The organism is Kitasatospora sp. NPDC058492, assembly GCF_042720685.1.
Classification (GTDB): Bacteria; Actinomycetota; Actinomycetes; order Streptomycetales; family Streptomycetaceae; genus Kitasatospora.
On the sequence record NZ_JBHXMU010000058.1, the window covers coordinates 13,811 to 37,886 of the forward strand.

Annotated in this window: 25 protein-coding genes; 7 read left to right on the plus strand and 18 right to left on the minus strand. The window is 71.7% G+C overall.

The window, feature by feature from the left end; all coding sequences use genetic code 11:
• Positions 1-453: 453 nt before the first annotated feature.
• Positions 454-711 carry a hypothetical protein gene (locus ACFWPI_RS30480; protein ID WP_371518753.1) on the minus strand — a complete coding sequence of 86 codons (258 nt, stop codon included), beginning with the start codon at positions 709-711 and terminating at the stop codon, positions 454-456.
• On the minus strand, positions 708-1,082 hold the full coding sequence (locus ACFWPI_RS30485) for an ATP-binding protein (protein ID WP_380374586.1): 375 nt from the start codon (positions 1,080-1,082) through the stop codon (positions 708-710). Before ACFWPI_RS30485 ends, ACFWPI_RS30480 begins: the two co-directional genes overlap by 4 nt.
• A gap of 178 nt (positions 1,083-1,260) precedes the next feature.
• Here ACFWPI_RS30485 and ACFWPI_RS30490 point away from each other — a divergent pair, with 178 nt between their 5' ends.
• The 5 genes from ACFWPI_RS30490 (at position 1,261) to ACFWPI_RS30510 (ending at position 3,387) form a co-directional block, all read left to right on the plus strand.
• On the plus strand, positions 1,261-2,112 hold the full coding sequence (locus ACFWPI_RS30490; RefSeq protein WP_380374588.1) for a helix-turn-helix domain-containing protein: 852 nt from the start codon (positions 1,261-1,263) through the stop codon (positions 2,110-2,112).
• A gap of 3 nt (positions 2,113-2,115) precedes the next feature.
• Positions 2,116-2,301, plus strand: coding sequence for a DUF397 domain-containing protein (locus tag ACFWPI_RS30495; RefSeq protein ID WP_380374590.1), 186 nt, complete (start codon positions 2,116-2,118; stop codon positions 2,299-2,301).
• Positions 2,302-2,327: 26 nt separating this feature from the next.
• The gene (locus ACFWPI_RS30500) at positions 2,328-2,525 is read left to right on the plus strand and encodes a DUF397 domain-containing protein (RefSeq protein WP_380374591.1); all 198 of its coding nucleotides are present in this window, start codon (positions 2,328-2,330) and stop codon (positions 2,523-2,525) included.
• A 13-nt stretch (positions 2,526-2,538) separates the two neighbouring features.
• Positions 2,539-2,724: a DUF397 domain-containing protein gene (locus tag ACFWPI_RS30505; RefSeq protein ID WP_380374593.1), complete on the plus strand. Its 186-nt coding sequence runs from the start codon at positions 2,539-2,541 to the stop codon at positions 2,722-2,724.
• A gap of 258 nt (positions 2,725-2,982) precedes the next feature.
• Positions 2,983-3,387, plus strand: a complete 405-nt coding sequence (locus ACFWPI_RS30510; protein WP_380374594.1) for a hypothetical protein — start codon at positions 2,983-2,985, stop codon at positions 3,385-3,387.
• Positions 3,388-3,463: 76 nt separating this feature from the next.
• Here ACFWPI_RS30510 and ACFWPI_RS30515 read toward each other — a convergent pair whose 3' ends face one another.
• The 12 genes from ACFWPI_RS30515 to ACFWPI_RS30570 all read right to left on the minus strand — a co-directional run bounded on the left by ACFWPI_RS30515 (position 3,464) and on the right by ACFWPI_RS30570 (position 15,815).
• Entirely contained in the window at positions 3,464-4,057 is a 594-nt protein-coding gene (locus ACFWPI_RS30515) for a hypothetical protein (protein WP_380374595.1), read from the minus strand.
• A 209-nt stretch (positions 4,058-4,266) separates the two neighbouring features.
• Positions 4,267-5,037: an ABC transporter permease gene (locus ACFWPI_RS30520; RefSeq protein WP_380335114.1), complete on the minus strand. Its 771-nt coding sequence runs from the start codon at positions 5,035-5,037 to the stop codon at positions 4,267-4,269.
• Positions 5,034-5,960, minus strand: coding sequence for an ATP-binding cassette domain-containing protein (locus ACFWPI_RS30525; RefSeq protein WP_380374596.1), 927 nt, complete (start codon positions 5,958-5,960; stop codon positions 5,034-5,036). The genes ACFWPI_RS30520 and ACFWPI_RS30525 overlap by 4 nt, the downstream gene beginning before the upstream one ends.
• Positions 5,960-6,796 carry a DUF4097 domain-containing protein gene (locus ACFWPI_RS30530; protein ID WP_380374598.1) on the minus strand — a complete coding sequence of 279 codons (837 nt, stop codon included), beginning with the start codon at positions 6,794-6,796 and terminating at the stop codon, positions 5,960-5,962. Before ACFWPI_RS30530 ends, ACFWPI_RS30525 begins: the two co-directional genes overlap by 1 nt.
• Positions 6,797-6,928: 132 nt before the next feature.
• Entirely contained in the window at positions 6,929-7,513 is a 585-nt protein-coding gene (locus tag ACFWPI_RS30535; protein WP_380374600.1) for a toxin-antitoxin system HicB family antitoxin, read from the minus strand.
• A gap of 159 nt (positions 7,514-7,672) precedes the next feature.
• Positions 7,673-8,689, minus strand: a complete 1,017-nt coding sequence (locus ACFWPI_RS30540) for an adenosine deaminase (RefSeq protein WP_380374625.1) — start codon at positions 8,687-8,689, stop codon at positions 7,673-7,675.
• Positions 8,690-8,804: 115 nt separating this feature from the next.
• Positions 8,805-10,100 (minus strand): DUF445 domain-containing protein, encoded by a 1,296-nt coding sequence (locus ACFWPI_RS30545; RefSeq protein WP_063349233.1) that lies wholly within the window; start codon positions 10,098-10,100, stop codon positions 8,805-8,807.
• A 248-nt stretch (positions 10,101-10,348) separates the two neighbouring features.
• Positions 10,349-11,644 (minus strand): nucleotide sugar dehydrogenase, encoded by a 1,296-nt coding sequence (locus tag ACFWPI_RS30550; RefSeq protein ID WP_380374627.1) that lies wholly within the window; start codon positions 11,642-11,644, stop codon positions 10,349-10,351.
• A 109-nt stretch (positions 11,645-11,753) separates the two neighbouring features.
• Positions 11,754-12,986: a glycosyltransferase family 2 protein gene (locus ACFWPI_RS30555; RefSeq protein ID WP_380374602.1), complete on the minus strand. Its 1,233-nt coding sequence runs from the start codon at positions 12,984-12,986 to the stop codon at positions 11,754-11,756.
• Positions 12,987-13,115: 129 nt separating this feature from the next.
• A complete protein-coding gene (locus ACFWPI_RS30560) occupies positions 13,116-14,075 on the minus strand; it encodes an ATP-binding cassette domain-containing protein (protein ID WP_380374604.1) in 960 nt (319 codons plus the stop codon).
• A gap of 50 nt (positions 14,076-14,125) precedes the next feature.
• Positions 14,126-14,953 carry an ABC transporter permease gene (locus ACFWPI_RS30565; protein WP_380335128.1) on the minus strand — a complete coding sequence of 276 codons (828 nt, stop codon included), beginning with the start codon at positions 14,951-14,953 and terminating at the stop codon, positions 14,126-14,128.
• Positions 14,946-15,815 (minus strand): ABC transporter permease, encoded by an 870-nt coding sequence (locus ACFWPI_RS30570; RefSeq protein ID WP_380374606.1) that lies wholly within the window; start codon positions 15,813-15,815, stop codon positions 14,946-14,948. Before ACFWPI_RS30570 ends, ACFWPI_RS30565 begins: the two co-directional genes overlap by 8 nt.
• 284 nt (positions 15,816-16,099) lie before the next feature.
• Between ACFWPI_RS30570 and ACFWPI_RS30575 the strand changes: the two genes are divergently transcribed.
• Positions 16,100-18,466 (plus strand): transglycosylase domain-containing protein, encoded by a 2,367-nt coding sequence (locus tag ACFWPI_RS30575; protein ID WP_380374607.1) that lies wholly within the window; start codon positions 16,100-16,102, stop codon positions 18,464-18,466.
• A gap of 80 nt (positions 18,467-18,546) precedes the next feature.
• Here the strand turns inward: ACFWPI_RS30575 and ACFWPI_RS30580 are convergent, their stop codons facing one another.
• The 3 genes from ACFWPI_RS30580 to ACFWPI_RS30590 form a co-directional block, all read right to left on the minus strand.
• Entirely contained in the window at positions 18,547-19,725 is a 1,179-nt protein-coding gene (locus ACFWPI_RS30580) for a winged helix DNA-binding domain-containing protein (protein WP_380374609.1), read from the minus strand.
• A 124-nt stretch (positions 19,726-19,849) separates the two neighbouring features.
• Complete coding sequence (locus tag ACFWPI_RS30585) at positions 19,850-20,152, minus strand: co-chaperone GroES (protein WP_079136310.1); 303 nt, start codon at positions 20,150-20,152, stop codon at positions 19,850-19,852.
• A gap of 319 nt (positions 20,153-20,471) precedes the next feature.
• Positions 20,472-20,813, minus strand: coding sequence for a DUF3618 domain-containing protein (locus ACFWPI_RS30590; RefSeq protein ID WP_063349226.1), 342 nt, complete (start codon positions 20,811-20,813; stop codon positions 20,472-20,474).
• Positions 20,814-20,959: 146 nt separating this feature from the next.
• Between ACFWPI_RS30590 and bcp the strand changes: the two genes are divergently transcribed.
• Positions 20,960-21,436, plus strand: a complete 477-nt coding sequence (bcp, locus tag ACFWPI_RS30595) for a thioredoxin-dependent thiol peroxidase (RefSeq protein WP_063349225.1) — start codon at positions 20,960-20,962, stop codon at positions 21,434-21,436.
• Positions 21,437-21,539: 103 nt separating this feature from the next.
• Here bcp and ACFWPI_RS30600 read toward each other — a convergent pair whose 3' ends face one another.
• Positions 21,540-24,011, minus strand: coding sequence for a chitinase C-terminal domain-containing protein (locus ACFWPI_RS30600; protein ID WP_380374628.1), 2,472 nt, complete (start codon positions 24,009-24,011; stop codon positions 21,540-21,542).
• Positions 24,012-24,076 lie beyond the last annotated feature (65 nt).

Here is a 24,076-nt window from a genome sequence, read left to right on the forward strand (position 1 = left end):
TCCACTGGCCGTCGGACTCCTTCGGGGACTGCTTCTTGTCCCCGTCCTCGCCACCCTTGCCGTCTCCGTGCTCGCCCATTCCGGCTCCTCTCGATCGGTGCCGGTCACTAGGGTGCCGGCAAGGTCCTGTCCGGCACGGTAGAGGCCCGACCCTGCCGGTGTGCGCCGCATTTCTCCGCATTTCTCCTGTGCGCGGCGAGGCTTCCGCAGGTTTCTCAGGTGGCTGCCAGTGCCAGCGCCGAGCGCGCACGGGCGATCAGCCGGTGTGCCGCGGGGCCGTACACCGCAGCATCGTGCAGCTTGCCCCCGTCGGAACCGCGAAGTGCCGTGCGGCATCGCAGGCTTGGCACTCGGCAAGCACTGCGGGGGTGACCGTGCGGGCGTGGAGGTGACGGGCGCGGGTTTCGCAGAGGGCGCCGAGGAGGGAGGCCAGGAGGTTGAAGGTCAGGAGGCCTAGCATCGGCGGCGGTCCCGCTCACGCTTGTACTCGCGGAGGAGGGCGAGGAGGTTGATGAGGGTGCTCGCCGGGATGTTGCCGAGGGAGACGAGGGCGCGGCCGTCGAGGTTGGTCTCGCCGGCCTGGGCGGAGGGCCAGAGGAGCCCGAACTCGCGACCCTCGGTCCGGAGTTCGACGATGAGTCCGGTGATCTGGCGGGCCGTGAGGTGGCGCAGCGCCGGATCGGCCGGGTGGATGGGGTGGTGGGCGATCACGCGACACCGTCCAACTCGAACCAAACGATTTTGCCCAGCTTCAGGGGGTCGACGCCCCAGCGGTGGGTGAGGCCGGCGACCAGCTGGAGGCCCCGGCCGGACTCGGCGAGCGGGCACGGCGTTCGCTGCTCGGGGAGGGCGGAGGAGCGGTCCGCGACGGTGACGCGGAGGGTGTTGGAGAGGGGGTTGGAGAGGAAGTGGATGAGGACGACGGGGGAGGTCGTCTCGCCGTGACGCCAGGCGTTGACGATCAGTTCGACGAGGGCGAGCTCGGCGTCCGCGATGGAGGAGGACGACCAGCCGACGCGGGTCATGCCGTCGCGGAGGGTGTCGCGAGCGAGGGTGAGGGAGGGGGAGTTGAGGTTACGCACAGGGATCTCCCGGAGAGGTGAAGGGGAAATGCCGAGCGGGCCACTGACGCCCGGCTCGGTGATCGGTGCGTCACCGACTGTAGAGCTGGTGGTACATGTATCGGTACTTCTACCCCGTTCTTCACTCGATCGATGGATTGCTGGACCCTTCGCGGGATCGCGATGGATGCTTGGGGGCATGCCACCACGAACCACCCCGTCAGCCAGGCAGGAACGAGTAGGCACCGAGCTGCGGAAGATGCGCGACTGCGCGGGCCGCACAACTGCCGAAGCCGCCGCGCTGTTCGGATTCGCCCGACCGAAGATCACGCAGATCGAGAAGGGGCAGTACCCGATCAGCGCCGAGCGGGTACGCATGCTCGCCTGCGACTACGAGGAGGGCGATCACGCCTTCGTGGAAGCGCTCGCGGCCATGGCCGAGGAACGCCACAAGGGTTGGTGGGAGGACTACCGAGGGGCCGTGCCGCCTGGCTTCCTCAACATCGCCGAGATGGAGTACTTCGCCAGGGGAATGCTCACCTATCAGATCTCGCACATTCCTGGCGCTATGCAGACAGAGGAGTACGGGAGAGCGATCTTCAAGGACGTCTACCCGACGCTTCCGCCTCGGCTCCTCGAAGCACGTGTCGAGCACCGACTTCAGCGCTCGGCACTACTGATGAGCGAAGGTGCTCAACCGTACTCTGCGCTGGTTCACGAAGCCGCCCTGCGCATGCTGTTCGGTGGCCGCGATGCCGCAAAGAACCAGCTGGACAAGCTGCTTGAGTACTCAGAACTTCCCCACGTGGCGCTTCGCGTGATCACCTTCAGCACCAATGGGTTCATTGGTGCTGGCCAAGGCATCTTCTACGCGAAGGGGCCAGTTCCCCGCCTGGACACCGTCCAGCTCGACGCAGTTGGCGGCCCGGCGTTCCTACATGAGCAGAAGCACTTGGAGAACTACCGCCACATCATTGACACGATGGCCGAGCGGTCTCTCACCGAGAGCCAGTCTCGTGATGCCATCAGGCTTATCAAGAAAGAGATCTAAGCCATGAAGACCCTCCACTGGAAGCGCCCCAAGGCCTGCGCAGACGGCAACTCCTGCCCTGAGGTGGCCATAGGTCCCGATGTCGTACACATCCGCAGCACTCTTCTGCCCGACGCCATCGCCCAACTCACCCCCACCGAATGGCGCGACCTCGCCTCCGCCATCCGCGCCGGAGAGTTTGACCTGTAGCGCGCCGAACAGAGGCAATCCGCACGATGAAAGACCTGATCTGGAAACGCCCCACGGCTTGTGGAGACGGCAACAACTGTCCCGAGGTGGCCGTCACCTCCGATGCCGTCTATGTCCGCAGCAACCTCCGGCCCGACGCCATCGCCCAACTCACCCCCGCCGAATGGCACAACCTCCTCTCCGCCATCCGTGCCGGCAATTTCGACCGGCAGGCCCGAACCTAGGAAGGCCAGCACAATGAAGGATCTGATCTGGCAGCGTCCTGAGTCTTGCGGCGACGGTGCGAGCTGCCCGGAGGTAGCCGTCACCTCCGAAGCCATCTACATCCGCAGCAGCCTGCTCCCCGACGCCATCGCCCAACTCACCCCCGCCGAATGGCGCGACCTCGTCTCCGCCATCCGCGCCGGCGAGTTCGACGTCTGATCCACCGCACAGGGCGGGCCGTTCGTCGAACGGCCCGCCCTGGCCGTCCCCTTGAGCCCCCTCCGCCCCTACTAACCCAGCAGTCCGATAACCCCATATTCACAAGACGGCCTGATCCCACCGCTCCCCAACCACCCCCGTACGACCATCGGTTTGCCGCCGAGGAGGGCCGGGGTAGTGCCGAGGAGTTCGCACTCCCACGGACCTCAAGTCCGGTGCGGGCACTGATGTTTAGACATTGCGAAGGGATCGATATCCATGAACAGGACCCTCCGGAACGCCCTCGTGGCAGTCGCCGCCGTCGGCGCCCTCGGCGTCGCCGCTGCCGCTCCCGCCATGGCCGCAGACACCACGCCGGCCCAGCCGACGGCCCGGGTGCAGGCGCAGCTCAGCAACCCGAAGACGGTCAAGGCCGACGACTTCAACAAGGCCCGCGACATCCTGATCAAGGCGGGCAGCAAGACCGCCGAGAAGACCCACCCGTCCCACGGCGTCAAGGACGTCCCCGTCTCCTACGGCACGAGCCTGCTCGCCGAGGCCCGCGACGAGTTCCGCGCGACGGACAAGAACCTGCCCGAAAAGGACAAGCAGTCCGGCATGTCCCACGCCCACTACAAGGCCGTCCACGACGCGGCCAAGAAGATGGGCATCGACACCTGGTAACCCCGCCCGGGCCCACGCGCGGCCTCCCCGCCGCGCGAGGGCCCACCGCTCCCCTCAGCTCTACCGGCCTCCCGGCCTACCGGGGCGCCGGGCCCTGCCGGCTCGGCCGGCCGTCCGGGTCGAGGGTGAACACCACGGTCTCGGTCCCCTTCACCCCGGTCACAGCGATCCGGTCCGGCCCGGACCAGTCGACCCTGCCGAACTCGCCGCCACGGATGTCCCATTCGCCCAGTTCCCAGTGGCGGGCGGACCAGCCGCTGCCGGTCAACAGCTCGACCCGGTAGATCGGGTCGATCGAGAAGGCGACGTCGGTCACGGTCAGCACGCGGTCCGGGCGCTCCGGGTGGCTCTTCCGGCTGACGGGCTGCCCGTCGCGGTCGAGCAGCAGCGACAGGAGCACGGCCAACCCCCCGAGGAAGACGAGCGACACCAGGGCGGCCGCGCAGCCGACCTGCGACCACCAGGTGCGGAACTCGAACTGGATCACCAGCGAGACCACGGCCAGCGCGACGGTGGCGCCGAGCAGCGGCAGCGGGTGGTTGAGCCAGCGCTCGACCTCCACCAGCCCACCTGAGAACGAGGCCTGATAGCCCGGCAGATAGACGAGGAGCGCCGCCAGCGCCACACCTCTGAGCCACCACACGATCCGCTTGCGACGTGCCGCCGTCATGCGCCCCTCCCCAGGGTGAGCCTTTGCCCGGACTTTACTACCGGATGTCCGGCGGTTGGGGCTCCGGTCGGCTCCGGCCCAGGCCTGGGGCGTCCACCGGTACCGGCCACGACTGAGGACCGGCCACGACGCGGTACCGGCCACGACGCCGAGAGGCCCGGGCGGACATCGCTGTCCGTCCGGGCCTCCCGCTACCGGCCGTACCCCCGTCACCGCCGGTAGAAGACGCTCCTCGACCAGAAGTAGCCGATCAGCGTCAGCCCGGTGCACCACGCCAGCGCGCTCCAGGCGCTGTTGCCGATCGGGGTGCCCATCAGCAGCCCCCGCAGGGTCTCGATGATCGGCGTGAACGGCTGGTACTCGGCGAACCACCGCAGGGCGGTCGGCATCGAGTCGGGCGGGACGATGGCGCTGCCGATGAAGGGCAGGAACTGAATCGGCATCGGCAGGTTGCTGGCGCTCTCCACCGTCTTGGCGACCAGCCCGATGCCCGCCGATATCCAGGTCAGCGCGATGGTGACGAACAGCAGCAGTCCGACGGCCGCCAGCCATTCCACCAGCCCGGCGTTGGGCCGGAAGCCCATCGCGAGGGCCGCGCCGACCACCAGGACCAGGCCGAGCATGGTCTGTATCACGCTGCCGACCACGTGCCCGGCCAGGAAGGCCGATCGCGAGATCGCCATCGTGCGGAAGCGGTTGACGATGCCTTCCGTCATGTCGACGCAGACCCCGATCGCCGTGACCAGCGACCCCGAGGCGGCCGCCATCAGCAGGATGCCGGGCGTCACGTAGTCGATGTAGCTGCCGCCGCCGATGCCCGCGCCGAGCGCGCCGCCGTAGGCGTAGTTGAACAGCAGCAGCATCATGACCGGCATGATCACGACCGCGAAGGTCAGGGACGGGTACCGCAGCGCGTGCTTGAGGTTGCGTCGCAGCATGGTCAGCGAGTCACTGACCGCGTAGCTCACCGAAGCGCTCATCGGACGCCCTCCCCGGTCAGGGTGAGGAACACGTCGTCCAGATCGGCCGTCTCCACGACCAGCGACTCGGCCCGGACCGAGGCGTTGTCGAGCGCGTCCAGCACCGCCTTCACGGTGACCACGGAGTTGTCCCCCGGGATGTCCAGCCGCAGCGCCTCCGTGTCGACCGCCGCGTAGTCGAACAGCCCGGCGGCAGCCCCCAGTTGGGCCGCGTCCGCGAACTGGAGCCGGATCCGCCCGCCGGGGACGATCCGCTTCAGCTCGTCCGCCGTGCCCTCGGCGACGATCCGCCCGCCGTCCAGGACGGCGATCCGGTCGGCGAGTTCGTCGGCCTCGTCCAGGTACTGGGTGGTGAGGAAGATCGTCACCCCGTGGTCGGCGACCAGTCCCCGGATGATCTCCCACATCGTCCGCCGGCTCCGCGGGTCCAGCCCGGTGGTCGGCTCGTCGAGGAAGATCACCCGCGGATCGCCGACCAGCGTCATCGCCAGGTCGAGCTTGCGCCGCATGCCGCCGGAGAAGGTGACGACCGGCTTGCGCGCCGCCTCCGTGAGGTCGAACCGCCGCAGCAGTTCCTCGGCCCGCCTCCGCCCCTCCCGACGGGGGAGGTGGTTGAGGTCCGCCATCAGCAGCAGGTTCTCCTCGGCGGTGAGCAGGTTGTCCACCGCCGAGAACTGGCCGGTGACACCGATCGCCGCCCGCACCCCGGAGGCCTGCTCGACCACGTCGTGCCCGGCCACCCGGGCCACCCCGCCGTCGGCCGGGATCAGGGTGGAGAGGATCTGCACGGTGGTGGTCTTGCCGGCGCCGTTCGGCCCGAGCAGGGCGAACACGCTGCCCGCCGGGATCTCCAGGTCGATGCCGTTCAGCACGGCCTTGTCGCCGTAGGACTTGGTCAGTCCGACTGCCGAGATCGCCGCCATCACGCCCTCCGGATCACGACGTCGCCGAGCTGGGTGCGGCCGCGGACCTCGACGGTCTCCCGGGCGTCGCCCGGGCCCTGCGTCGCACCGAGGGCGTTGCGCACGGTGCCGACCTTGCTGTGCACGTCGAGCCAGGCCGCCGTGCCCTCCGCGATGCCGACCTCCAAGTCCCCCAGGGAGGTCTGCATGGTGACCTGGCCGCGCTCCACCCGGCCGATCCGGATCGGGCCGTGCGCCGTCTTGGCGTCCACCCCGGCGTGGGCGGTGCCGACCTCGATCCGGCCGAAGGAGGAGCTGGCCTTGAGCGCCCCGTGGACCTCGCGGACCTCCGTGTCGCCGTTGCTGTTCTTGACCGTCAGCGTGCCCCCGACCGTGCCGACCGCGACCCGGCCGAGCCCGGAGACCTCCGCGTCCCCGGCGACCGAGTCGACCCGGACCTCCCCGTGGTCGGTCTTGAGCCGCGCGCTCGCGGCCTGCTCGACCTGGATCCGGCCGAGCGAGGTCTTCAGCCGGCAGTCGCCGAGCGGGCCCTCGGCGACGAAGGTGGCCATCGGGGCGTCGGCGTTGACCTCCGAGCCCGCCGGCAGCTCGATCAGGATGTCGATCGAGCCGATCCGGCCGAACGGCGAGCGCTTCTTCGGGCCCTTGAGGGTGAACCGGCCGCCGGCGTAGTCGACCTGGGTCTGCTGGGCGGCCTTGACGTCCGCCTCCTCGGCGGGGTTGGCGGGCTTGACCTCGACCACGGTGTCGGTGCGCTTGCTCGCGCTGATCCGCACCGAGCCGATCTCGAATTCGAGGGTGGCGGAGATCGGTCCGTCGGTCTCGTACGTAGGCATGGCTGTCCCGTCCTCTTGACTCTGATGGGTGTTCCCGCTGGTCGGAGCGGGGGTGACGTCGTTGCGGATGGAGCGCGGATGGAGCGGATGGAGCGGGTCCAGCAGGCGGAGCGGATGGAGCGGGCGGAAGCGTCAGTGGACCCAGCCGGTGAAGCCCTGGCCGCCGCGGCGCGGGCGGACCGTCGACTGGGGGGCCGGTGCGGCGGCCGGGCGGGCGGCCGGCTCGCCGGCCTCCAGCGCGCCGGCGACGGCCCGGACCAGCCAGGCGTTGAGGGAGAGACTCTCCTGCCCGGCGGCCTCCTCAGCCCGGGCCTTGAGGTGGGCGGGCAGGCGCAGGTTGATCCGGGCGGTGCCCGTCTCGTCCGACTCCGGCACCACGGGCGGCGCCACTGGCACCACCGATGCCACCATCGGTGCCATCGGCGCCATCGGTGGCACCACGGGCGGCACATCACCGTGGAAGGCGTCGGTGCCGGGCGGTACGGTGACCACGAACTCGGGATCGAGCCCGCGCAGCCGCACGTCCACCGAGCCGGGGGCGAGCTCGCGGGTCACTTCGCCCATCGCGGCCGAGAGCGCGTTGAGCAGGGTGAGCCGCACGGCCGAATCCAGCGGCAGCGTCAGCCGCTCGGCCAGCGCGCGGGCTTCGTCCCCGCCCGTGCCCGCGGCCACCGCGAGCTCGTTCCGAAGGTTTTCGACGTACGGCGTGAGGTCCATGGCTTCAGCATGGCACAGCAATGGTGCCATGTCGAGCCATTAATGGCGCCACTTTGGCACCACATCCGAGCGGGAACAGAAAACCGCCCCGCCGGCAGCTGCCGGCGGGGCGGTTCACGGGGCACTTCGCGGGGCGTCCACCAGGGCGGACGCCGGGGATCAGGCCTTCCAGCCCGCCAGGTAGGCGTCGATCTCGCCGGCCAGCCGCGCCTTGCCCGCCACGTCCAGGAAGGACGCCTCGACCGCGTTGCGCGCCAGCGCCGCCACCCCGGACTCGTCCAGGCCCAGCAGCCGCGCCGCGACGGCGTACTCGGTGTTGAGGTCGGTGCCGAACATCGGCGGGTCGTCGCTGTTGATGGTGACCATCAGCCCGGCGTCCACCATCCGCTTGATCGGGTGCTCCTCGATCCGCTCCACCGCCCGGGTGGCGATGTTGGAGGTCGGGCAGACCTCCAGCGGGATCCGGTGCTCGCCCAGGTGGTCCAGCAGCGCCGGGTCCTTCACCGACTGCGTGCCGTGCCCGATGCGCTCGGCGCCGAGCACCCGGATCGCGTCCCAGACCGTCTCCGGCCCGGTGGTCTCGCCCGCGTGCGGGACGCTGCGCAGGCCGGCCGCCCGCGCCCGGTCGAAGTAGGGCTTGAACTGCGGGCGCGGCACGCCGATCTCCGGGCCGCCGAGGCCGAAGCTGACCAGGCCCTCGGGGGCCAGGTCGACGGCGAGCCGGGCGGTCTCCTCGGCGGCCTCCAGGCCGGCCTCGCCGGGGATGTCGAAGCACCAGCGCAGTACGACCCCGAGCTCCTTCTCGGCGCGCAGCCGGGCGTCCTCGATCGCCTCCATGAAGGCGACGTCCGGGATGCCCCGCTTGACCGAGGAGTACGGGGTGATGGTCAGTTCGGCGTACCGGATGTTCTGGCGCGCCATGTCCTCGGCCACGCCGTAGGTGAGCGCGCGGACGTCCTCGGCGTCGCGGATCAGGTCCACGACGCTCAGGTAGACGTCGATGAAGTGCGCGAAGTCGGTGAAGGTGAAGTACTCGGCGAGCGCCGCCGGGTCGACCGGCACCTTCGAGCGGCCGCGGTGGCGGGCCGCCAGCTCGGCGACGACGCGCGGCGAGGCCGAGCCCACGTGGTGGACGTGCAGCTCCGCCTTGGGCATCCCGGCGATGAACGCCTCGATGCCCCCCTGGCCACTGGGGTTTCCGATCCGACTTCCGTCCGGCTGGACCACGGTGGTTCCCTACTTCCTCTACGCGCGTACCGACAGGTGCTGGCAAGGATAGGCCGCCCCGGGGTCAGCCTCCGAGGGCGGTCGCGACGGTGTGGATGAGCAGCCCGGCCATGGCGCCGACCACGGTGCCGTTGATCCGGATGAACTGCAGGTCGCGGCCCACGTTGGCCTCGATCTTGCGGGAGGCGTCGTCGGCGTCCCAGCCCGCCACCGTCTCGGAGATCAGCGAGGTGATCTCGGCGCGGTAGGTGTCGACCAGGTACTGGGCGGCGTCCTGCAGCCAGCCGTCCACCTTGGCCTGGAGCTTGGCGTCGGTGGCCAGGCGCGCGCCGAAGCTGCTCACGCCCTCGCGGATGCGCCGGCGCAGTTCGCTGTCCTCGTCCTCGGCCGCGTTCACCACCAGGGTGCGGACGGCCGCCCAGGTGGAGGCGATCAGGTCCTGCACCTCGGGCCGGGCCAGCAGCTCCACCTTGGCCCGCTCCACCCGGGCGATGGTCTCCGGGTCGGTCTGCAGTTCGGTCGCGAAGTCGGCGAGGAAGTTGTCGATGGCGCCGCGGGCCGGGTGGTCCGGGTCGTCCCGGATGTCGGTGACGAACCGCATCAGCTCCTTGTAGACCCGCTCGCCGACCTGGTTGTCGAGGAACTTGGGCGTCCAGCCCGGGGTCTTCTGGGTGACCCGCTGGACCACCTCCTCGTGGTTGGCCGTCAGCCAGCCGTGCGCCCGGACGGCCACCAGGTCGACCACGCCGTGGTGCCCGCCGTCCGCGACCACCTTGCCCAGCATCCGGCCCATCGGCTCGGCCACCGAGGTGGCCGCCGCCCGCCTGGTCACCGCCTCGGCGACGACCGCCTGCACGTCGTCGTCCCGGAGCACCGCGAGCACCCCGCGCAGCGCCGCCGAGGCCTCCTTGGTGACCCGCTCGGCGCTGCCCGGCGCGGCCAGCCACTCCCCCAGCCGCCGGGCGATGCCCAGCGACGCGAGGCGGCCGCGCACCACGTGACCGGAGAGGAAGTTGTCGCCGACGAAGTCGCCGAGCGAGCGCCCGAAGGCGTCCTTCTTGGTCGGGATGATCGCGGTGTGCGGGATCGGCAGGCCCAACGGGCGGCGGAACAGCGCCGTCACCGCGAACCAGTCGGCCAGCGCGCCGACCATGCCCGCCTCGGCGGCCGCCGCCACGTACCCGGCCCAGGAGCCGGCGCCGGCCGCCTTGGCCCAGGTGGCGAGGGCGAAGACCAGGCTCGCGAAGGCCAGCAGGCCGGTCGCGATGGTCTTCATCCGGCGGACGCCATGTCTCTTCTGCTCGTCGGCGGCGGTGAACCGGACCCCGGGGCCCGTACCGCTGAAGGCTTCGTCACTCACCCCGCCAGTCTGCCCGCTGCCCGGCGCGGGTGAGAGCGCGCCCCGCGATCACGCGCCTGGTTGCGCGCCCGGGCACGCCTCGCGCACAGCCAGGCGCACGCCCTGTGCCCGCCCACTCACGCCGCGTGCGGTACGCCGTGCCCGCCGACGTGGCGAGCCGCACGCCCCGCACGCCCCGCACCACGCGTCCTCGGGCCCTGAACCGCAGCCCCCTCAGGCCCCGCCCGGCACGATCAGGCCCAGCACGATCAGGCCCCGCCCAGCACGATCCGCCGCACCCCCTCGACCGCCCACACCGCCGGATCCGTGCACCGCCGCCCGTCCAGCAGCACCCGCACCCCCGGCAGGTCCTCCGGTGCCAGCCCCCGGTACTCCGGGTGGTCCGCCTGGAGCACCGCCGCCACCACCGGCTCCCCCTCGTACGGAGGCAGCCCGAGCGCCGCCAGTTCCCCGCCCCCGTACAGCGGATCGCTGACGTACGGCCGCGCCCCCGCCGCCCGCACCGCCTCGACCAGCGGGAACACCCCGGAGTACGCCGTCTCCTTGACCCCGCCCCGGTACGCCGCCCCGAGCACCAGCACGCCCTGCCCGGCGATCCCTCCCGCCAGCGCGCCGTCCAGCACCCCGACCGCGTACCCGGGCATCTCCAGGTTGGCCTCCCGGGCGGCCCGCACGACCGTCGCACCCGGGTCGTTCCACAGGTACAGCCGCGGGTACACCGGGATGCAGTGCCCGCCGACCGCGATGCCGGGCCGGTGCAGGTGGCTGTACGGCTGCGAGTTGCACGCGTCGGCGATCTCCGCGAAGTCCACCCCGACCCGGTCGGCGTACCGGGCGAACTGGTTGGCGAGCGCGATGTTGACGTCCCGGTAGGTGGTCTCGGCGAGCTTGGCGAACTCCGCCGCCTCCACCGAGGCCAGCTCCCAGACGCCGTTGGGCCGGGGCAGGTCGGGGCGCGGGTCGAAGTCCAGCGCGGCCCGGTAGAACTCGGCGCCGCGCCGGGTCGAGGCGGCGTCCACGCCGCCGACCAGCTTGGGGTAGCGCCGCAGGTCGGCGAAGACCCGCCCGGTGCGGACCCGCTCCGGGCTGAACACCAGCGCGAAGTCCGCCCCGGCGGCCAGCCCGGAGCCGGCCGCCAGCCGGGGCGCCCAGCGGCCCCGGGTGACGCCGACCGGCAGGGTGGTCTCGTAGCTGACCAGGGTGCCCCGGCGCAGCCCGGCGGCGACGGCGTCGGTGGCCGCGTCGAGCAGGCCGAAGTCCGGGGTGCCGTCGGCGGCGGTGACCAGCGGGACGACCAGCACCACGGCCTCGGCGGCGGCGACGGCGGCCGTGGTGTCGGTGGTGGCCCGCAGCCGCCCCTCGGCGACCACCCGCTTCAGCGCCTCGTCCAAACCCGCCTCCCGGGGGAACGGCGGCACGCCCTGGTTGACGCTGCGGACGACCCCGGGGGCGATGTCCGCCCCCGTCACCCGGTGCCCCTTCAACGCGAACTGCACGGCCAGCGGCAGGCCCAGCTTGCCCAGCCCGACCACGCAGACGTCCATCGCCCGACTCATCCCCACACCCCGCTCATCCTCGCGTCCCGTTCATCCCCGTGTCCCCTCTCCTCCGGGGCGCCCGGCCTCCGGGGTCCCCGGTCTCCGGGCCCCCCGCTCACCCCCGGCCCCCGTTCACCGTGTTGGCGAGCCGGCGCCACACCGGGTAGCGCCGCAGCCCGCGCCGCAGCTGGGCCGGCACGGCGCCGCGCCACACCTGCTGGGCCAGGTTGAGCGGCGGAACCTCCACCGGCAGCCGCACCGGCTCCTCGCCCAGCAGGAACAGCTCGTCCGGCAGGCCCAGCCGGGAGTCCCGGAACGCCGGGTAGCCCGCGTAGTGCCGCCGCCCGTCGACGACCACCGGCGGGTCGCCGTGCGCGGCCTCGTACCGGATCAGGTCCCGCAGCGCCTCCGGCCGGACGGCGGCGGCGAGTTCGAGCCGCAGCCGCTCGGCGACGGGCAGCCGCGGGTAGACCGCTCGGGCGTCGAAGCGCTCGATCAGCCGGCCGACCTCGGCGCAGACCTGCTCCTGCACGGCGTCGTCGAGCAACAGGAAGTCGTCCTGGAGCAGCCGCGGCACGTCCCAGGCGAAACTGCGGGCCCGGATCGCGTCCAACTCCCCGCCGGGCTCGGCCAGATCGGCGGCGACCTGCTGCAACGCCGCGATCCCGCGCAACCGGTCCAGCACCCCGGCCCGCTGGGTGACGTTGCCCAAGTCCTGGCGCAGCACCAGGAAGTAGCAGTCATAGTCGGCGAGGACGGACACCCGGCCCGCCCGCAGGCAGGCCTCCAGGGTGAACGGCTGGTCCGAGAAGACCTTCAACTCCTCGTCGCGGCGCAGCCCGTGGCGCCGGACGAGGTCCATCCGGAACAGCTTGGTGTCGGACAGCGCCCAGGCCAGCGCCGAGTCGGTGAAGCCGACGGACTCGGCGTTCGCGTGGAAGATCCCCTGCGGCACCAGCCGCCCGTTCACCCCGACCTGCTTGGGCACCAGCACGTCCGAACCCCAGGCGTCGGCCGCCGCGACCAGCCGCTCCAGCGCCTCGGCGCCGAGCCAGTCGTCCGCGCCGAGGAACAGCACGTAGCGGCCGCGGGCCAGCGCCAGGCCCCGGTTGGTGGGGGCCGCCGGGCCGCCCGAGTTGGGCTGGTGCACCACCCGGAACAGCCCTGGGTGGCGGGCGGCGTAGTCGTCCAGGACGGCCTCGCCGCCGTCCGTGGAGCCGTCGTCGACGACCACCACCTCCAGCCGCCCGGGCGCCAGGGTCTGCCCGACCAGCGAGTCCAGGCAGGCGGTGAGGTAGGGCATGGTGTTGTAGACCGCGACCACCACGGTCACATCGGGTCCGGTCATCGAGAAGCGCTGCCCTCCGGTGTGCTGTTCGCCGAGCGATGCAACGTCAACTCGGCTGCCCGCCGGGGAGTCACGTGCCCTCCCCGGACGGGTGACAGCGACCGGACACACGTTCAGCGTTCGGGAGGGTCAGCCGATCGCCACCTCCGTGTACATCCGCGCGATCACGTCCTCGATCGCCGGCTCGCGCACCGACAGGTCCACCAGCGGATAGCGCGCGGCCACGGCCGCCACGATCGGCGCGGCGCTCTGCTGCGCCGGGAAGGCCAGCCACTGCCGGGGCCCCTCGACCTTCACCACCCGGGCGCCGGCCACCTCGATCGCGGGCCGGGCCTCGGCCAGGTCGACCACCAGGGTGCGCTCGCTGCGCCCGGTGGCGTGCAGGCCGTCCAGCCCGCCGTCGTAGACGACCCGGCCGTGGTCGATCACCATCACCCGGCCGCAGAGCTGCTCGATGTCGGTCAGGTCGTGCGTGGTGAGCAGCACGGTGGTGCCCCGGTCCCGGTTCACCTCGCGCAGGAACTCGCGCACCTTCCCCTTGCTGACCACGTCCAGGCCGATGGTCGGCTCGTCCAGGTAGAGCACCTGCGGGTCGTGCAGCAGCGCCGCCGCGAGGTCGCCGCGCATCCGCTGGCCGAGCGAGAGCTGGCGGACGGGGGTGTCCAGCAGCCCTTCCAGGTCGAGCAGTTCGACGCAGCGGGCGAGGTTCTCGCGATATCGGCGGTCGGGGATGCGGTAGATCCGGCGGGCGAGTTCGAAGGAGTCGCACAGCGGGAGGTCCCACCAGAGCGTGGTGCGCTGGCCGAAGACGACGCCGATCCGGCGGGCCAGCGCGACGCGTTCGCGGGCCGGGTCCACTCCGGCGACGCGCAGCCGCCCGCCGCTGGGCACGAGGATGCCGGTGAGCATCTTGATGGTGGTCGACTTGCCGGCGCCGTTGGGGCCGATGTAGCCGACGCACCCGCCGGCCTCGACGGTGAAGCTCAGCCCGTCCACCGCGCGCACCTCGCGCTTGACCCGGCTGAAGCGGCCGGTGCGGGCCCGCACGGTGAAGGTGCGGCGGACGTCCTCGAGTTCGATCAGTGCCATGGGGATTCCTTGCGTAGGAGGGGGGTTCAGCTACCGGTGCCCCGGTAGGTTCAGCTGCCGGTGCCGCGGTAGGCGCGCAGTCCGGCCCGCCAGGCGAGCCCGGCGGCGGCGACGCAGAGCGCGGCGGCGAGCGGGGAGGCGTACTGGAAGGCGGTGGGCAGGCCGAGCGGGTCGGGCCGGCCGAGGATGTGCAGGGCGGGCAGCCAGTTGACGAAGGCCAGCGGGACGCCGAAGACCACGCCGGCCACCAGTTCCTTGGCGAAGATGGTCGGCGGGTAGTGCAGCAGGGTCGCGCCGCCGTAGGTGAAGGAGTTCTGGATCTCCTTGGACTCGCCCCACCAGAACTGCACGGTCGCGCCGCCGACGTAGATCGCGCCGAAGATGACGCTGCCGCAGACCAGCAGGGCGGGCACCAGCAGCACGCGGTCCCAGGTCCAGTGGACGTCCAGGGTGGCCAGTGACCAGGCGAGCACGGCCAGGGCCTGGATCGGGCGGCCGAGCCGGCGCAGCGAGAAGCGTTCGGCGCACAGTTGGGCGAGCGCGGGCGCCGGCCGGATCAGCATGGTGTCCAGCGATCCGTTGACGATCCGCACGCCGAGGCCCTCGACCGAGCCGACCAGCAGGTTGGCCACGCCGAGGGCGAAGGTCGCGGTGCCGTAGAGGAAGGCGATCTCCGGCAGGCGCCAGCCGCCCAGCTGGTCGGTGTGCCGGAACATCAGCACCAGGACGACGAAGTCCAGCGAGTGCGTGGCCAGGCTGGCCACCAGGTTCAGGGCGAAGGAGGCCCGGTAGGCCATCATCGAGCGCATCCACATCCGGGCGCACAGCCACCAGGAGCGGACCGCCCACGCGGTGCGGGGCACGATCGGCTCAGCCACCCTGCACCACCACCTTGCGGGTCGCCAGCCACTGGGCGCCCCGGCCCGCGGCGAGCAGGGCGACGGCCCAGGCGAGCTGGAAGCCGAGCGCGCCGAGCAGGCCGGCGCCGGTCGAGCGCTCCAGGAAGACGTCGGTCGGCACCTTCACCAGCGCCGCCCAGGGCAGCACCGCGGCGAGGTCGCCGAGCAGGCCGGGGAAGAGCACGATCGGCAGCAGCATCCCGGAGAAGAACATCGAGACCACCAGCATCACCGAGCGCACCCCGTCCGAGTCGTGCAGCCAGAAGCCGGTGATCGAGGCCAGGAAGCGCAGCCCGAAGCTGACCACCAGCGCGAGCAGCACCGAGAGCAGGAAGACCGCCCAGGTCAGCGGCTGCTCGGGCATCCGGGTGCGGAACACCAGGGCGCCGACGAGCAGCGGCACGGTGCCGCGGACCAGCAGTTGGAAGGCGGCCCGGCCGAGGTCGGTGGCCAGCCACCAGCCCTGGAAGTCGACCGGGCGGTACAGGTCGACGGCGATGTCCCCGCTGCGGAAGCGGTCCTGGAGGTCGTCCTGGAAGCCGCCGCCCCACACCGCGACGGTGACCAGCAGGGCCTGGCTGACCCAGATGTAGGTGACGGCCTGGCTCTGGTCGTAGCCGCCGAGGCCGGGGCGGGCCTGCCAGAGGGCGAGGAAGGAGGAGGCCAGGATGATGCCGAAGACGGTGTTGGTGAAGGTGCCGGCCAGGGTGGCGGCCCGGTAGGTGGAGTAGCGGCGGAAGGCGCCGCGGGCGACGGCCGCGTAGAGCCCGAGGACGGGCAGGGGTCCGGTGGGATCAGGAGGGCGTGCGGTCCGCGTCTCCGCGGGTGCGAGATTCAGCATATTGTCTCCTTGTCGACAAATACGGGCAGATGGATGCCCGCCGACGTCCGCGCACACCCCAGCGGCTCCGACCGGCCGAACCCGGGGGTACCGGGCCGAACGCGCGGAGCTGACGGAACTGGGTGCGCTGTGCGGGTGCGCTATGCGAGTGCGCCATGCGAGGCGCTACCTGGTTTGCACCTTTCACCGTAGCGCCGAGGACCAGCCGCCGCACCCGATTTCCCCGAGCACGCCAACCCCCCGACCACCCCCTGATCGGCCATCAAATAGCACATAATCGCGGCATGACCTTGAGCACCCGACGCCAGGCCAAACGAGCCGCCCGCCGCGCGGCCCGCCGAGCCCTCCCCCGCTGGCGCCGGCTCCTGCCCACCTGGCGCATCACGCTCGGCGCCCTCACCGCCGCGCTCCTGCTCACCGCCGGCGCCTTCGCCGTGCTCTACGTCATCGTCCCGGTGCCCGACCCCAACGCCCACGCCGTCGCCCAGAACAACATCTACCTCTACGCCGACGACACCACCGAGATCGCCCGCACCGGCGCCGTCAACCGCACCGACGTCACCATCGACCAGATCCCCCCGCAAACCCAGCACGCCGTCGTCTCCGCCGAGGACCGCACCTTCTACCGCAACCGCGGCATCGACCTCAAAGGCATGCTCCGGGCCGGCTGGAACACCCTCACCGGCAAGGGCACCCAAGGCGGCTCCACCATCACCCAGCAGTACGTCAAGAACTACTACCTGACGCAGGACAAGACCATCGAACGCAAGGGCCGCGAACTCTTCATCGCCCTCAAGGTCGACCAGCAACGCGACAAGCCCGAGATCCTCGCCGGCTACCTCAACAGCAGCTACTTCGGCCGCGGCGCCTACGGCATCCAGAGCGCCGCCCATGCCTACTACGGCGTCGACGTCTCCGCCCTCACCCTCGCCCAGGGCGCCTACCTCGCCTCCCTCCTCCAGGCCCCCAGCAGCTACGACGTCAAGACCGCCACCCCCGCCAACCGCGAGAAGGCCATCGCCCGCTGGCACTACACCCTCGACGGCATGGTCCAACTCGGCTTCCTCACCGACGCCGAACGCACCGCCACCACCTTCCCCGAACCGATCGACCCCCAGCCCGCCACCGGCCTCTCCGGCCAGGCCGGCTACCTCGTCGGCGTCGCCGACGACTACCTCGTCTCCGCCGGCATCATCGACACCGCCACCCTCAAGGCCGGCGGCTGGCGCATCACCACCACCTTCGACAAGCCCAAGCAGGACGCCTTCCACAAGGCCGTCCAGGACGAACTCACCGACGAACTCGACCCCCAGCGCCGCCCCGCCACCGACACCGACGTCCGGGTCGCCGGCGCCTCCGTCGAAGCCGCCACCGGCCGCGTCGTCGCCGTCTACGGCGGCCCCGACTACGCCAAACAGCCCTACAACGACGCCCTGCGCCAGGACAACCAGATCGGCTCCACCTTCAAACCCGTCGACCTCGCCGCCGGCCTCATCGCCCAGCACACCCTCGACGGCCGACCGATCACCCCCGACACCCGCTACGACGGCACCAGCGAACGCCCCGTCACCGGCGGCCCCACCCCCTACGCGCCGCCCAACGAGGACGACGTCGACTACGGCAACATCACCCTGCGCTACGCCATGGTGAAGTCCGTCAACTCCGTGTACGCGCAGGAGGGCGTCGACGCCGGCCTCGCCCGCGTCCGCGACACCGCCGTCAAACTCGGCATCCCCGACAGCGTCCGCGGCATGGACCCGGCCAACACCTCGATGACCCTCGGCACCGCCACCCCCAGCGCCCTCGACCTGGCCGGCGCCTACGCCACCCTCGCCAACCACGGCCAGGCGAACGCCCCCTGGTCCGTCCTCAAACTCGCACGCGTCCACACCGGCGGCGCCGTCGACGCCCCCAAGATGCCCGACCACACCCCCGTCGACGCCATCGACCGGCCCTACGCCGACACCGTCACCGACGTCCTGCGCGACGTCATCGGCCCCCGCGGCACCGGCGCCGCCGCCCTCGACCTCGGCCGCCCCGCCGCCGGCAAGACCGGCACCACCGACTCCAACCTCTCCGCCTGGTTCGCCGGCTACACCCCCGAACTCGCCACCACCGTCGGCCTCTTCCGCGAGAACCCGAAGACCCACGCCAAGGAACCACTGGCCGGCACCGCCGGACTCGCCCGGATCAACGGCGGCACCTTCCCCACCCGGATCTGGACCGCCTACATGAGCGCCGCCCTCGACGGCACCACCACCCAGCAGTTCGACCTCCAGACCGGCCGCGACACCCCCGCTCCCAGCTTCAGCCCCAGCAGCAGCGCCACCACCACCCCCAGCCCCACCGCCACCACCCCCACCACCGGCGGCGGCAGCAGCGAGGAACCCCCCAGCAGCACCCCCGTGCCCGACACCCCCACCCACGCCCCCAGCGCGCCCGCCCCGCAGCCCACCACCACCCAGGAACAGCCCAGCCCGCAGGCACCACCCCAGCCCACCACCACCCAGGAGCAGTCCAGCCCCACCCCCCGACCCACCCAGACCCGGCCCACCCACCCGACCACGCCACCCAGCACCACCGGCGCCGCCACCAACCCGGCGACGAGCGCGACACCACCGGCCCAGCGCGCCACCCCGCCGGCCCAGTGAGCCGCTTCACCCGCCGCTGAACCACGCCATCGGCCGGTGAACCGCCCGCCGAGCGGTGAACCGCCCCGCCGGCCGGTGACCTACCCCGCCGCCAACTCCCGCTCCAACGGCGACCGGAACCGCGGCGTCACCCGCACCTCCCCCAGCCAGCCCGCCAGACGCGCCGCCTCCGCCGCGATCGCCGCCCCGGCCTCCGCCCCCACATCACCGAACAGCCGCCACACCACCTCGCCGTCCGGCCGCTGCGCCCAGCCGCCCACCACCCGGCCGCACCACCACACCGTCGGCCCGGCGTTGCCCGCCCGGTCGAACAGCGCCGGCACGTCCCCCGGCCGCAGGTACCAGTCCCGCCCCCGCCAGCCCATCACCGTCGGATCCAGCGCCGGCAGCAGCGCCGCCCACGGCTCCGGCTCCGCCACCGGCCCGGCGTCCCCCGGCAGCACCAGCGCCGCCGCCCCGCCCGCCAGCTCCACGTCCTCGGCGCCCACGTCCGCCAGCGCCCGGCGGGTGTCCCCCAGTGTCCAGCCCGTCCACCACTTCACGTCCTCGACGGTCGCCGGGCCGTACCCGGCCAGCCAGCGCCGCACCACCTCCGCCTTCGCCTCCCGCACCGGCGCCTCCGGCCACTGCGGCACCGGCGCCCACGGATAGACGTTGCTCAGCCACGACCCGCGCGGACGGCCCCGCCGCACGTGCCCGTCCGCGGCCAGCACCCGCAGCAGCCGACTGCCCACGCTCTGCCGGCTCTCGTACGGCTTGCCCGCCGACATCAGCATCGTCTCACGCAACTCCGGTACGTCATCGCCGAGTTCCTTGGTCGTCGCCTCGCCGCGCCGGGCCACGGCGGCCAGCACCGCGCGCTCCGCCCCGGCCAGCCGTGCCTCGTCCCAGCCGTCCGCGTGGTCCCGCAGGTGCTTGAGCAGCGTCGCCCGCTCCCTCGCCGCGATCGCCCGCGCCGTCGACGAACTCACGTGCGGCGCGAAGCCCTCCGTCACCGCGAACAGCGTCCGCCGCATCGACAGCAGCTTCACCAGCGTGACGTCCTCGTACAGCGCCCGGTCCACCTCCGCCGCCGACGGCTCCACCAGCCGCGCGCACGCCGACAGGTACACCGTCGCCGGGTCCGACGCGTGCAGCCCCACCAGCGCGTCCGCCACCTGCTCCACCCGCGCCACCCGCACCGACGGCGCCAGCAACTGCCGCCGCCCCACCCGGGCCCGCCGCTCACCCTCGCCGATCACCGGCACACGCCTCGTCATGCCGGGACCCTAGCGCCCACCACCGACAGGCCCCGGCCTAACGCCCGCCACCGGCAGGCCCGGACGCAAGGAGCCGGCCGGGGCACCGCCCCGACCGGCTCACGCCACGCCCGTGCTCAGAGGTTCAGAGGTAGAGCCCGGTCGAGCCCTCCGTGTCGCCGAAGCGGGTCGCCGCCACCGCGTGCAGGTCACGCTCGCGCAGCAGCACGTAGGTGGCGCCGCGGACCTCGACCTCCAGCTTGTCCTCCGGGTCGTACAGGACGCGGTCACCCGGCTCCACCGAGCGGACGCTCTGGCCCACCGCGACGGCCTCCGCCCAGGTGCAGCGCTTGGACAGCTCCGCGGTCGCGGGGATCAGGATGCCGCCGGTCGAGCGGCGCTCACCCTCACTGCCCTCGATCCGCACCAGCACGCGGTCGTGCAGCATCCGGATCGGCAGCTTCTCGCCCAGCCGGTCGTGCCGCGCCGCCTCGTACTCGGGTGCGGCGGAGGAGGCCTGCGGGGTCGGTTCGTCGTTCGTACTCACGATCCCGAAGGTACCGCCCCCGGGCGCGCGGCGTGACGCTGGCCCGGCATGCGGGAAGCCGCGGCACCCGCGGAGCCGGGCACACCCCCAGGTCAGGGCACACCCTGGGCCCGGACACACCTCCCAGGCCCGGGCACACCTTCCGGCCTGGGCACACCTTCCGGCCCGGGCACACCGAAGGCCGGACGCCTCCCGCGCCCGGCCCTCACCCCGCGCCCGTTCAGCCCTTGCGGCGCTTCCGGGCGGAAGCCACCAACAGCAGCACGCCCACGCCGACCAGCGCGGCCGGGACGATCCGCTCCGTACGCGGCTGCCCCTTCTCGTCCACGAACTGCGCCCGCACCTTCTCCACCACGCCGTTGGCGGCCACGTACGCCCGGCCGGCCTTCTCCTCGACGGCGGCCACGGCCTTCGCCTTCACCTGGGCACTGATCGTGCTCGGGTGGACGCGCACGGCCAGCTCGTCCAGGGTGGCCGCCAGCTGGGTGCGGGTCCGGGAGATGTCCGCCTCGATCTGGGCGGTCGTCCGCGCCGACTTGTCCTTCGTGCTCGCCTCGCCCACTCGGGCCACCCCATTCACTTGCTGATGTTGTCCTGTGCGACTGACCCAGTCTGTCAGTTGCCGAGCAGGGCCGCGCGACCCCACCCACCATCGGAGGTAAGTTTGCCGTGCTATGACCGCCCGCCCCAGCAACAGGAGATTTACCCGTGAGTGAGCGTCTCCAGCCCGGCGACACCGCGCCCGCCTTCAGCCTGTCCGACGCCGACGGCAACCAGGTGTCCCTCGCCGACCACCTGGGCCGCAAGGTCATCGTCTACTTCTACCCGGCCGCGCTCACCCCCGGCTGCACCAAGCAGGCCTGCGACTTCACCGACAACCTGGAGGTCCTCGCCGGCGCCGGCTACGACGTCATCGGCGTCTCCCCGGACAAGCCGGAGAAGCTCGGCAAGTTCCGCGAGGCCGAGAACCTCAAGGTCACCCTGGTGTCCGACCCGGACCACCAGGTGCTGGAGGCCTACGGCGCCTACGGCGAGAAGCAGAACTACGGCCGCACCTACGTCGGCGTGATCCGCTCCACCGTGATCGTGGACGAGCAGGGCAAGGTCGAGCGCGCGCTGTACAACGTGAAGGCCACCGGGCACGTCGCCAAGCTGCTGCGCGACCTCAAGGTCGAGACGGCCTGACGCCCCGGCGCCCCGCTCGTCTGGCACCTCGCTGAACGAAGCGGTGGCGGCACACCCCCCGACCGGGTGCACCGCCACCGCCGTCTCTCACCTCAGGGCGCCGTCAGCAGGCCCCGAGGTCGCTCCAGACGCCCCACGAGCCGCTGGCCGCTGGGTCGTCGCCCTTGGTCCACCACTTGTTCTGGTAGTAGTGGCCCTTCCACGACACCTTGGTGGTGGCCGCGTAGGTGGTGCCCGCGTCCCAGCTCGGGGCGGCCGTGCAGGCCCCCGTCGTCGGGGTGGCGGTCGCGGTGGCCGTCGCGGTCGGCGAGGCCGTCGCCGTCGGGGAGGCGGTCGCCGTCGGCGAAGCAGTAGCGGTCGCGGTAGGCGTCGGGGTAGGCGTCGGGGTCGGGGTAGGCGTGCCACCGTCCACCGTGCCCCGGGTCAGGTCGCCCTTGAGCCCGTACAGCGTGCCGTTCACGTTGACCGTCCAGTTCGACGGGGTCGAGACCGGCAGGTAGTAGACGAAGTCCAGGTCCACCGAGGCGCCCGGCGCCAGCGACTGCCAGCCCGGCAGCTTGACCGACACCCGGTTGTAGGTGCCCTTCAGGCCGCCCACGTTGCCCGGACCGGGGTTGTCCTGCCGGATGACCTGGAGGCCGAAGCCGGACTGGTCCTTGGCGTTGCCCGGAGCCGAGTTGCTGTAGTCGAACTGGAACTCGGTGCCGCCCGGCAGGGTCGTCGTCGAGTTGTTGACGATGTGGATCTTCGGGTTGATCGGGTAGTTCGAGTCACCCAGCGCGAAGTTGGTGAACGACACGTCGATCGGCAGGGTCTGCTGCGGCAGCGGGACCGTCGAACGGGTCGCGCCGTACGGCGTGGCCGCCTTGAACTTGTCGTACATCAGCGAGGTCAGCGTCGAACCCGGCACGTACTCGCCCTTGCCGCCGTTGGCGCCCGCGTCCCACTTGTAGTCGCCCGCGAGCTCCCAGATCATCGCGCCGCCGGCGCCCTGGTTGACGATGTAGTCCGCCTTGGCACCCACCGACTGCTCGTCCTCGGTGGAGAGGAACACCTTCTTGGCGTCGTTCCACAGCCACGGCGCCACCAGGCTGCTGCTGTAGTTGCGGGCGTAGGTGCCCTGCAGCGCGGTGTCCTTCACGCCGTACTTGGCCAGGTAGTCGGGCAGGATGCCCTTCTCCAGGTTCTTCGCGTGCCACATCGGGTTCGACCCGGCCGGGGACTCCTTGCCCGCGTCGTCCTTGTCGTTCCAGATGTTGTCGATGCCGACCGCGCCGTCACCGCAGGAGGTCAGGCCGGAGCCCACCGGGCAGGTGGTCGCCGCCGCGGTGCCCCACAGGCCGTTGGTGCCGCCCGTGACGTTCTTGAAGCCCCGGGTGTAGTACGGCAGGCCGACGTTGATCCGGCCGCCCGGCATCGCACCGCGGAAGTAGTGGTACGACCAGTCGGCGTTCAGATAGCCGATGCCGCCGTACTGGCCGGTGCCGTACACGTTGGCCGCCGCCAGCTCGCCGTCCTTGCCGTCGTCGAACAGCGAGGCGTTCGGGCCGACGTACTTGTTCCAGGCGCCGTGCAGGTCGTACGACATGATGTTGACGTAGTCCAGGTACTGCGCCACCTGGAAGGTCTCCATGCCGCGCAGCAGGTAGCCGGACGACGGGGCCGCGACCGACAGCAGGTAGTGCCTGCCGTCGGCGGCGCCGGCCCGGTCCAGGTTCTCGCGCAGCGTCTTCATCAGCGCCGCGTAGCCCTTCGCCAGCGAGCCGCGCTTGGAGTTGGCGAGCTGCCAGTCCAGCGGGTTGCCGGCGTCCTTCATCGAGGTCGGGTACTCGTAGTCGACGTCGACGCCGTTGAAACCGTACTTGCGGATGAAGTCGACGGACGAGGCGGCGAAGGTGTCGATGCCGGCCTGGTTGACGCTGCCGTCCGGGTTGACGGTCATCGAGTAGAAGCCGCCGGAGTTGACGCGCTTGCCGTCGTCCCCGAAGTAGCCGCCGGTCTCGGTCCAACCGCCCACCGAGATCAGGGTCTTGACGTTCGGGTACTGCTTCTTGAACTTCGTCAGCAGATTGAAGTGGCCCTTGTAGGGCAGCGTCGGGTCCAACTCGGCGCCGGGCACGCCCGGGAAGGAGATCCCGGTGGCCTCGTTGGTCGGGCCGTCGGTGCCGACGGAGAGCTTGTTGTCACCGCCGACGTGGCCGAACGCGTAGTTGAGGTGGGTGACCTTGTCCCAGGGGATGTCGTTCACCAGGTAGGGCTGGTCGCCGTTCTTGCCGGTGCGCCAGCCGGTGAAGTAGCCGATGATGCGGCGCTGGTGGTCCGCGCCCATCTTCTCGCGGCCGCCGGTGTCGTAGACCGAGCAGTACGGGACGTCCACGCCGGGCGTCTGGTACAGGCCGTCGGGGCGACAGGCCCCGTTGTCGACGGTCGCGGACGCCTGCGAGGGCACCGCGCCCAGCGTCGACAGCAGCAGACCGGCCAGACCGGCCGCCGCCAGCGTGACCGCGCCCGCCCGGGCAGCCGGGCTCTTGCGGCGGAGTGCGGCGGTGGGACGCCGCTCCGCCGTGTTTCGGATCAACACTCGGTCCTCCGGGAGAGAGTGTCGGCGCGTGCCTGTGGGGGAGCACGCACGTGGGGGAT

Bases quoted from the DNA above. Each gene is read 5' to 3' on its own strand.
- ACFWPI_RS30500 (WP_380374591.1), top strand. From the start codon at position 2,328: ATGAAAGACCTGATCTGGAAACGCCCCACGGCTTGTGGAGACGGCAAC.
- ACFWPI_RS30585 (WP_079136310.1), bottom strand. From the start codon at position 20,152: ATGCTGCACGACCGCGTGCTGGTGCGGATCGAGGGCAGTGAGGGTGAG.
- ACFWPI_RS30495 (WP_380374590.1), top strand. From the start codon at position 2,116: ATGAAGACCCTCCACTGGAAGCGCCCCAAGGCCTGCGCAGACGGCAAC.
- ACFWPI_RS30550 (WP_380374627.1), bottom strand. From the start codon at position 11,644: ATGGACGTCTGCGTGGTCGGGCTGGGCAAGCTGGGCCTGCCGCTGGCC.
- ACFWPI_RS30515 (WP_380374595.1), bottom strand. From the start codon at position 4,057: ATGACGGCGGCACGTCGCAAGCGGATCGTGTGGTGGCTCAGAGGTGTG.
- ACFWPI_RS30505 (WP_380374593.1), top strand. From the start codon at position 2,539: ATGAAGGATCTGATCTGGCAGCGTCCTGAGTCTTGCGGCGACGGTGCG.
- ACFWPI_RS30535 (WP_380374600.1), bottom strand. From the start codon at position 7,513: ATGGACCTCACGCCGTACGTCGAAAACCTTCGGAACGAGCTCGCGGTG.
- ACFWPI_RS30560 (WP_380374604.1), bottom strand. From the start codon at position 14,075: ATGGCACTGATCGAACTCGAGGACGTCCGCCGCACCTTCACCGTGCGG.
- ACFWPI_RS30510 (WP_380374594.1), top strand. From the start codon at position 2,983: ATGAACAGGACCCTCCGGAACGCCCTCGTGGCAGTCGCCGCCGTCGGC.
- ACFWPI_RS30580 (WP_380374609.1), bottom strand. From the start codon at position 19,725: ATGACGAGGCGTGTGCCGGTGATCGGCGAGGGTGAGCGGCGGGCCCGG.
- ACFWPI_RS30520 (WP_380335114.1), bottom strand. From the start codon at position 5,037: ATGAGCGCTTCGGTGAGCTACGCGGTCAGTGACTCGCTGACCATGCTG.
- ACFWPI_RS30555 (WP_380374602.1), bottom strand. From the start codon at position 12,986: ATGACCGGACCCGATGTGACCGTGGTGGTCGCGGTCTACAACACCATG.
- ACFWPI_RS30575 (WP_380374607.1), top strand. From the start codon at position 16,100: ATGACCTTGAGCACCCGACGCCAGGCCAAACGAGCCGCCCGCCGCGCG.
- ACFWPI_RS30530 (WP_380374598.1), bottom strand. From the start codon at position 6,796: ATGCCTACGTACGAGACCGACGGACCGATCTCCGCCACCCTCGAATTC.
- ACFWPI_RS30570 (WP_380374606.1), bottom strand. From the start codon at position 15,815: ATGCTGAATCTCGCACCCGCGGAGACGCGGACCGCACGCCCTCCTGAT.
- ACFWPI_RS30490 (WP_380374588.1), top strand. From the start codon at position 1,261: ATGCCACCACGAACCACCCCGTCAGCCAGGCAGGAACGAGTAGGCACC.
- ACFWPI_RS30525 (WP_380374596.1), bottom strand. From the start codon at position 5,960: ATGGCGGCGATCTCGGCAGTCGGACTGACCAAGTCCTACGGCGACAAG.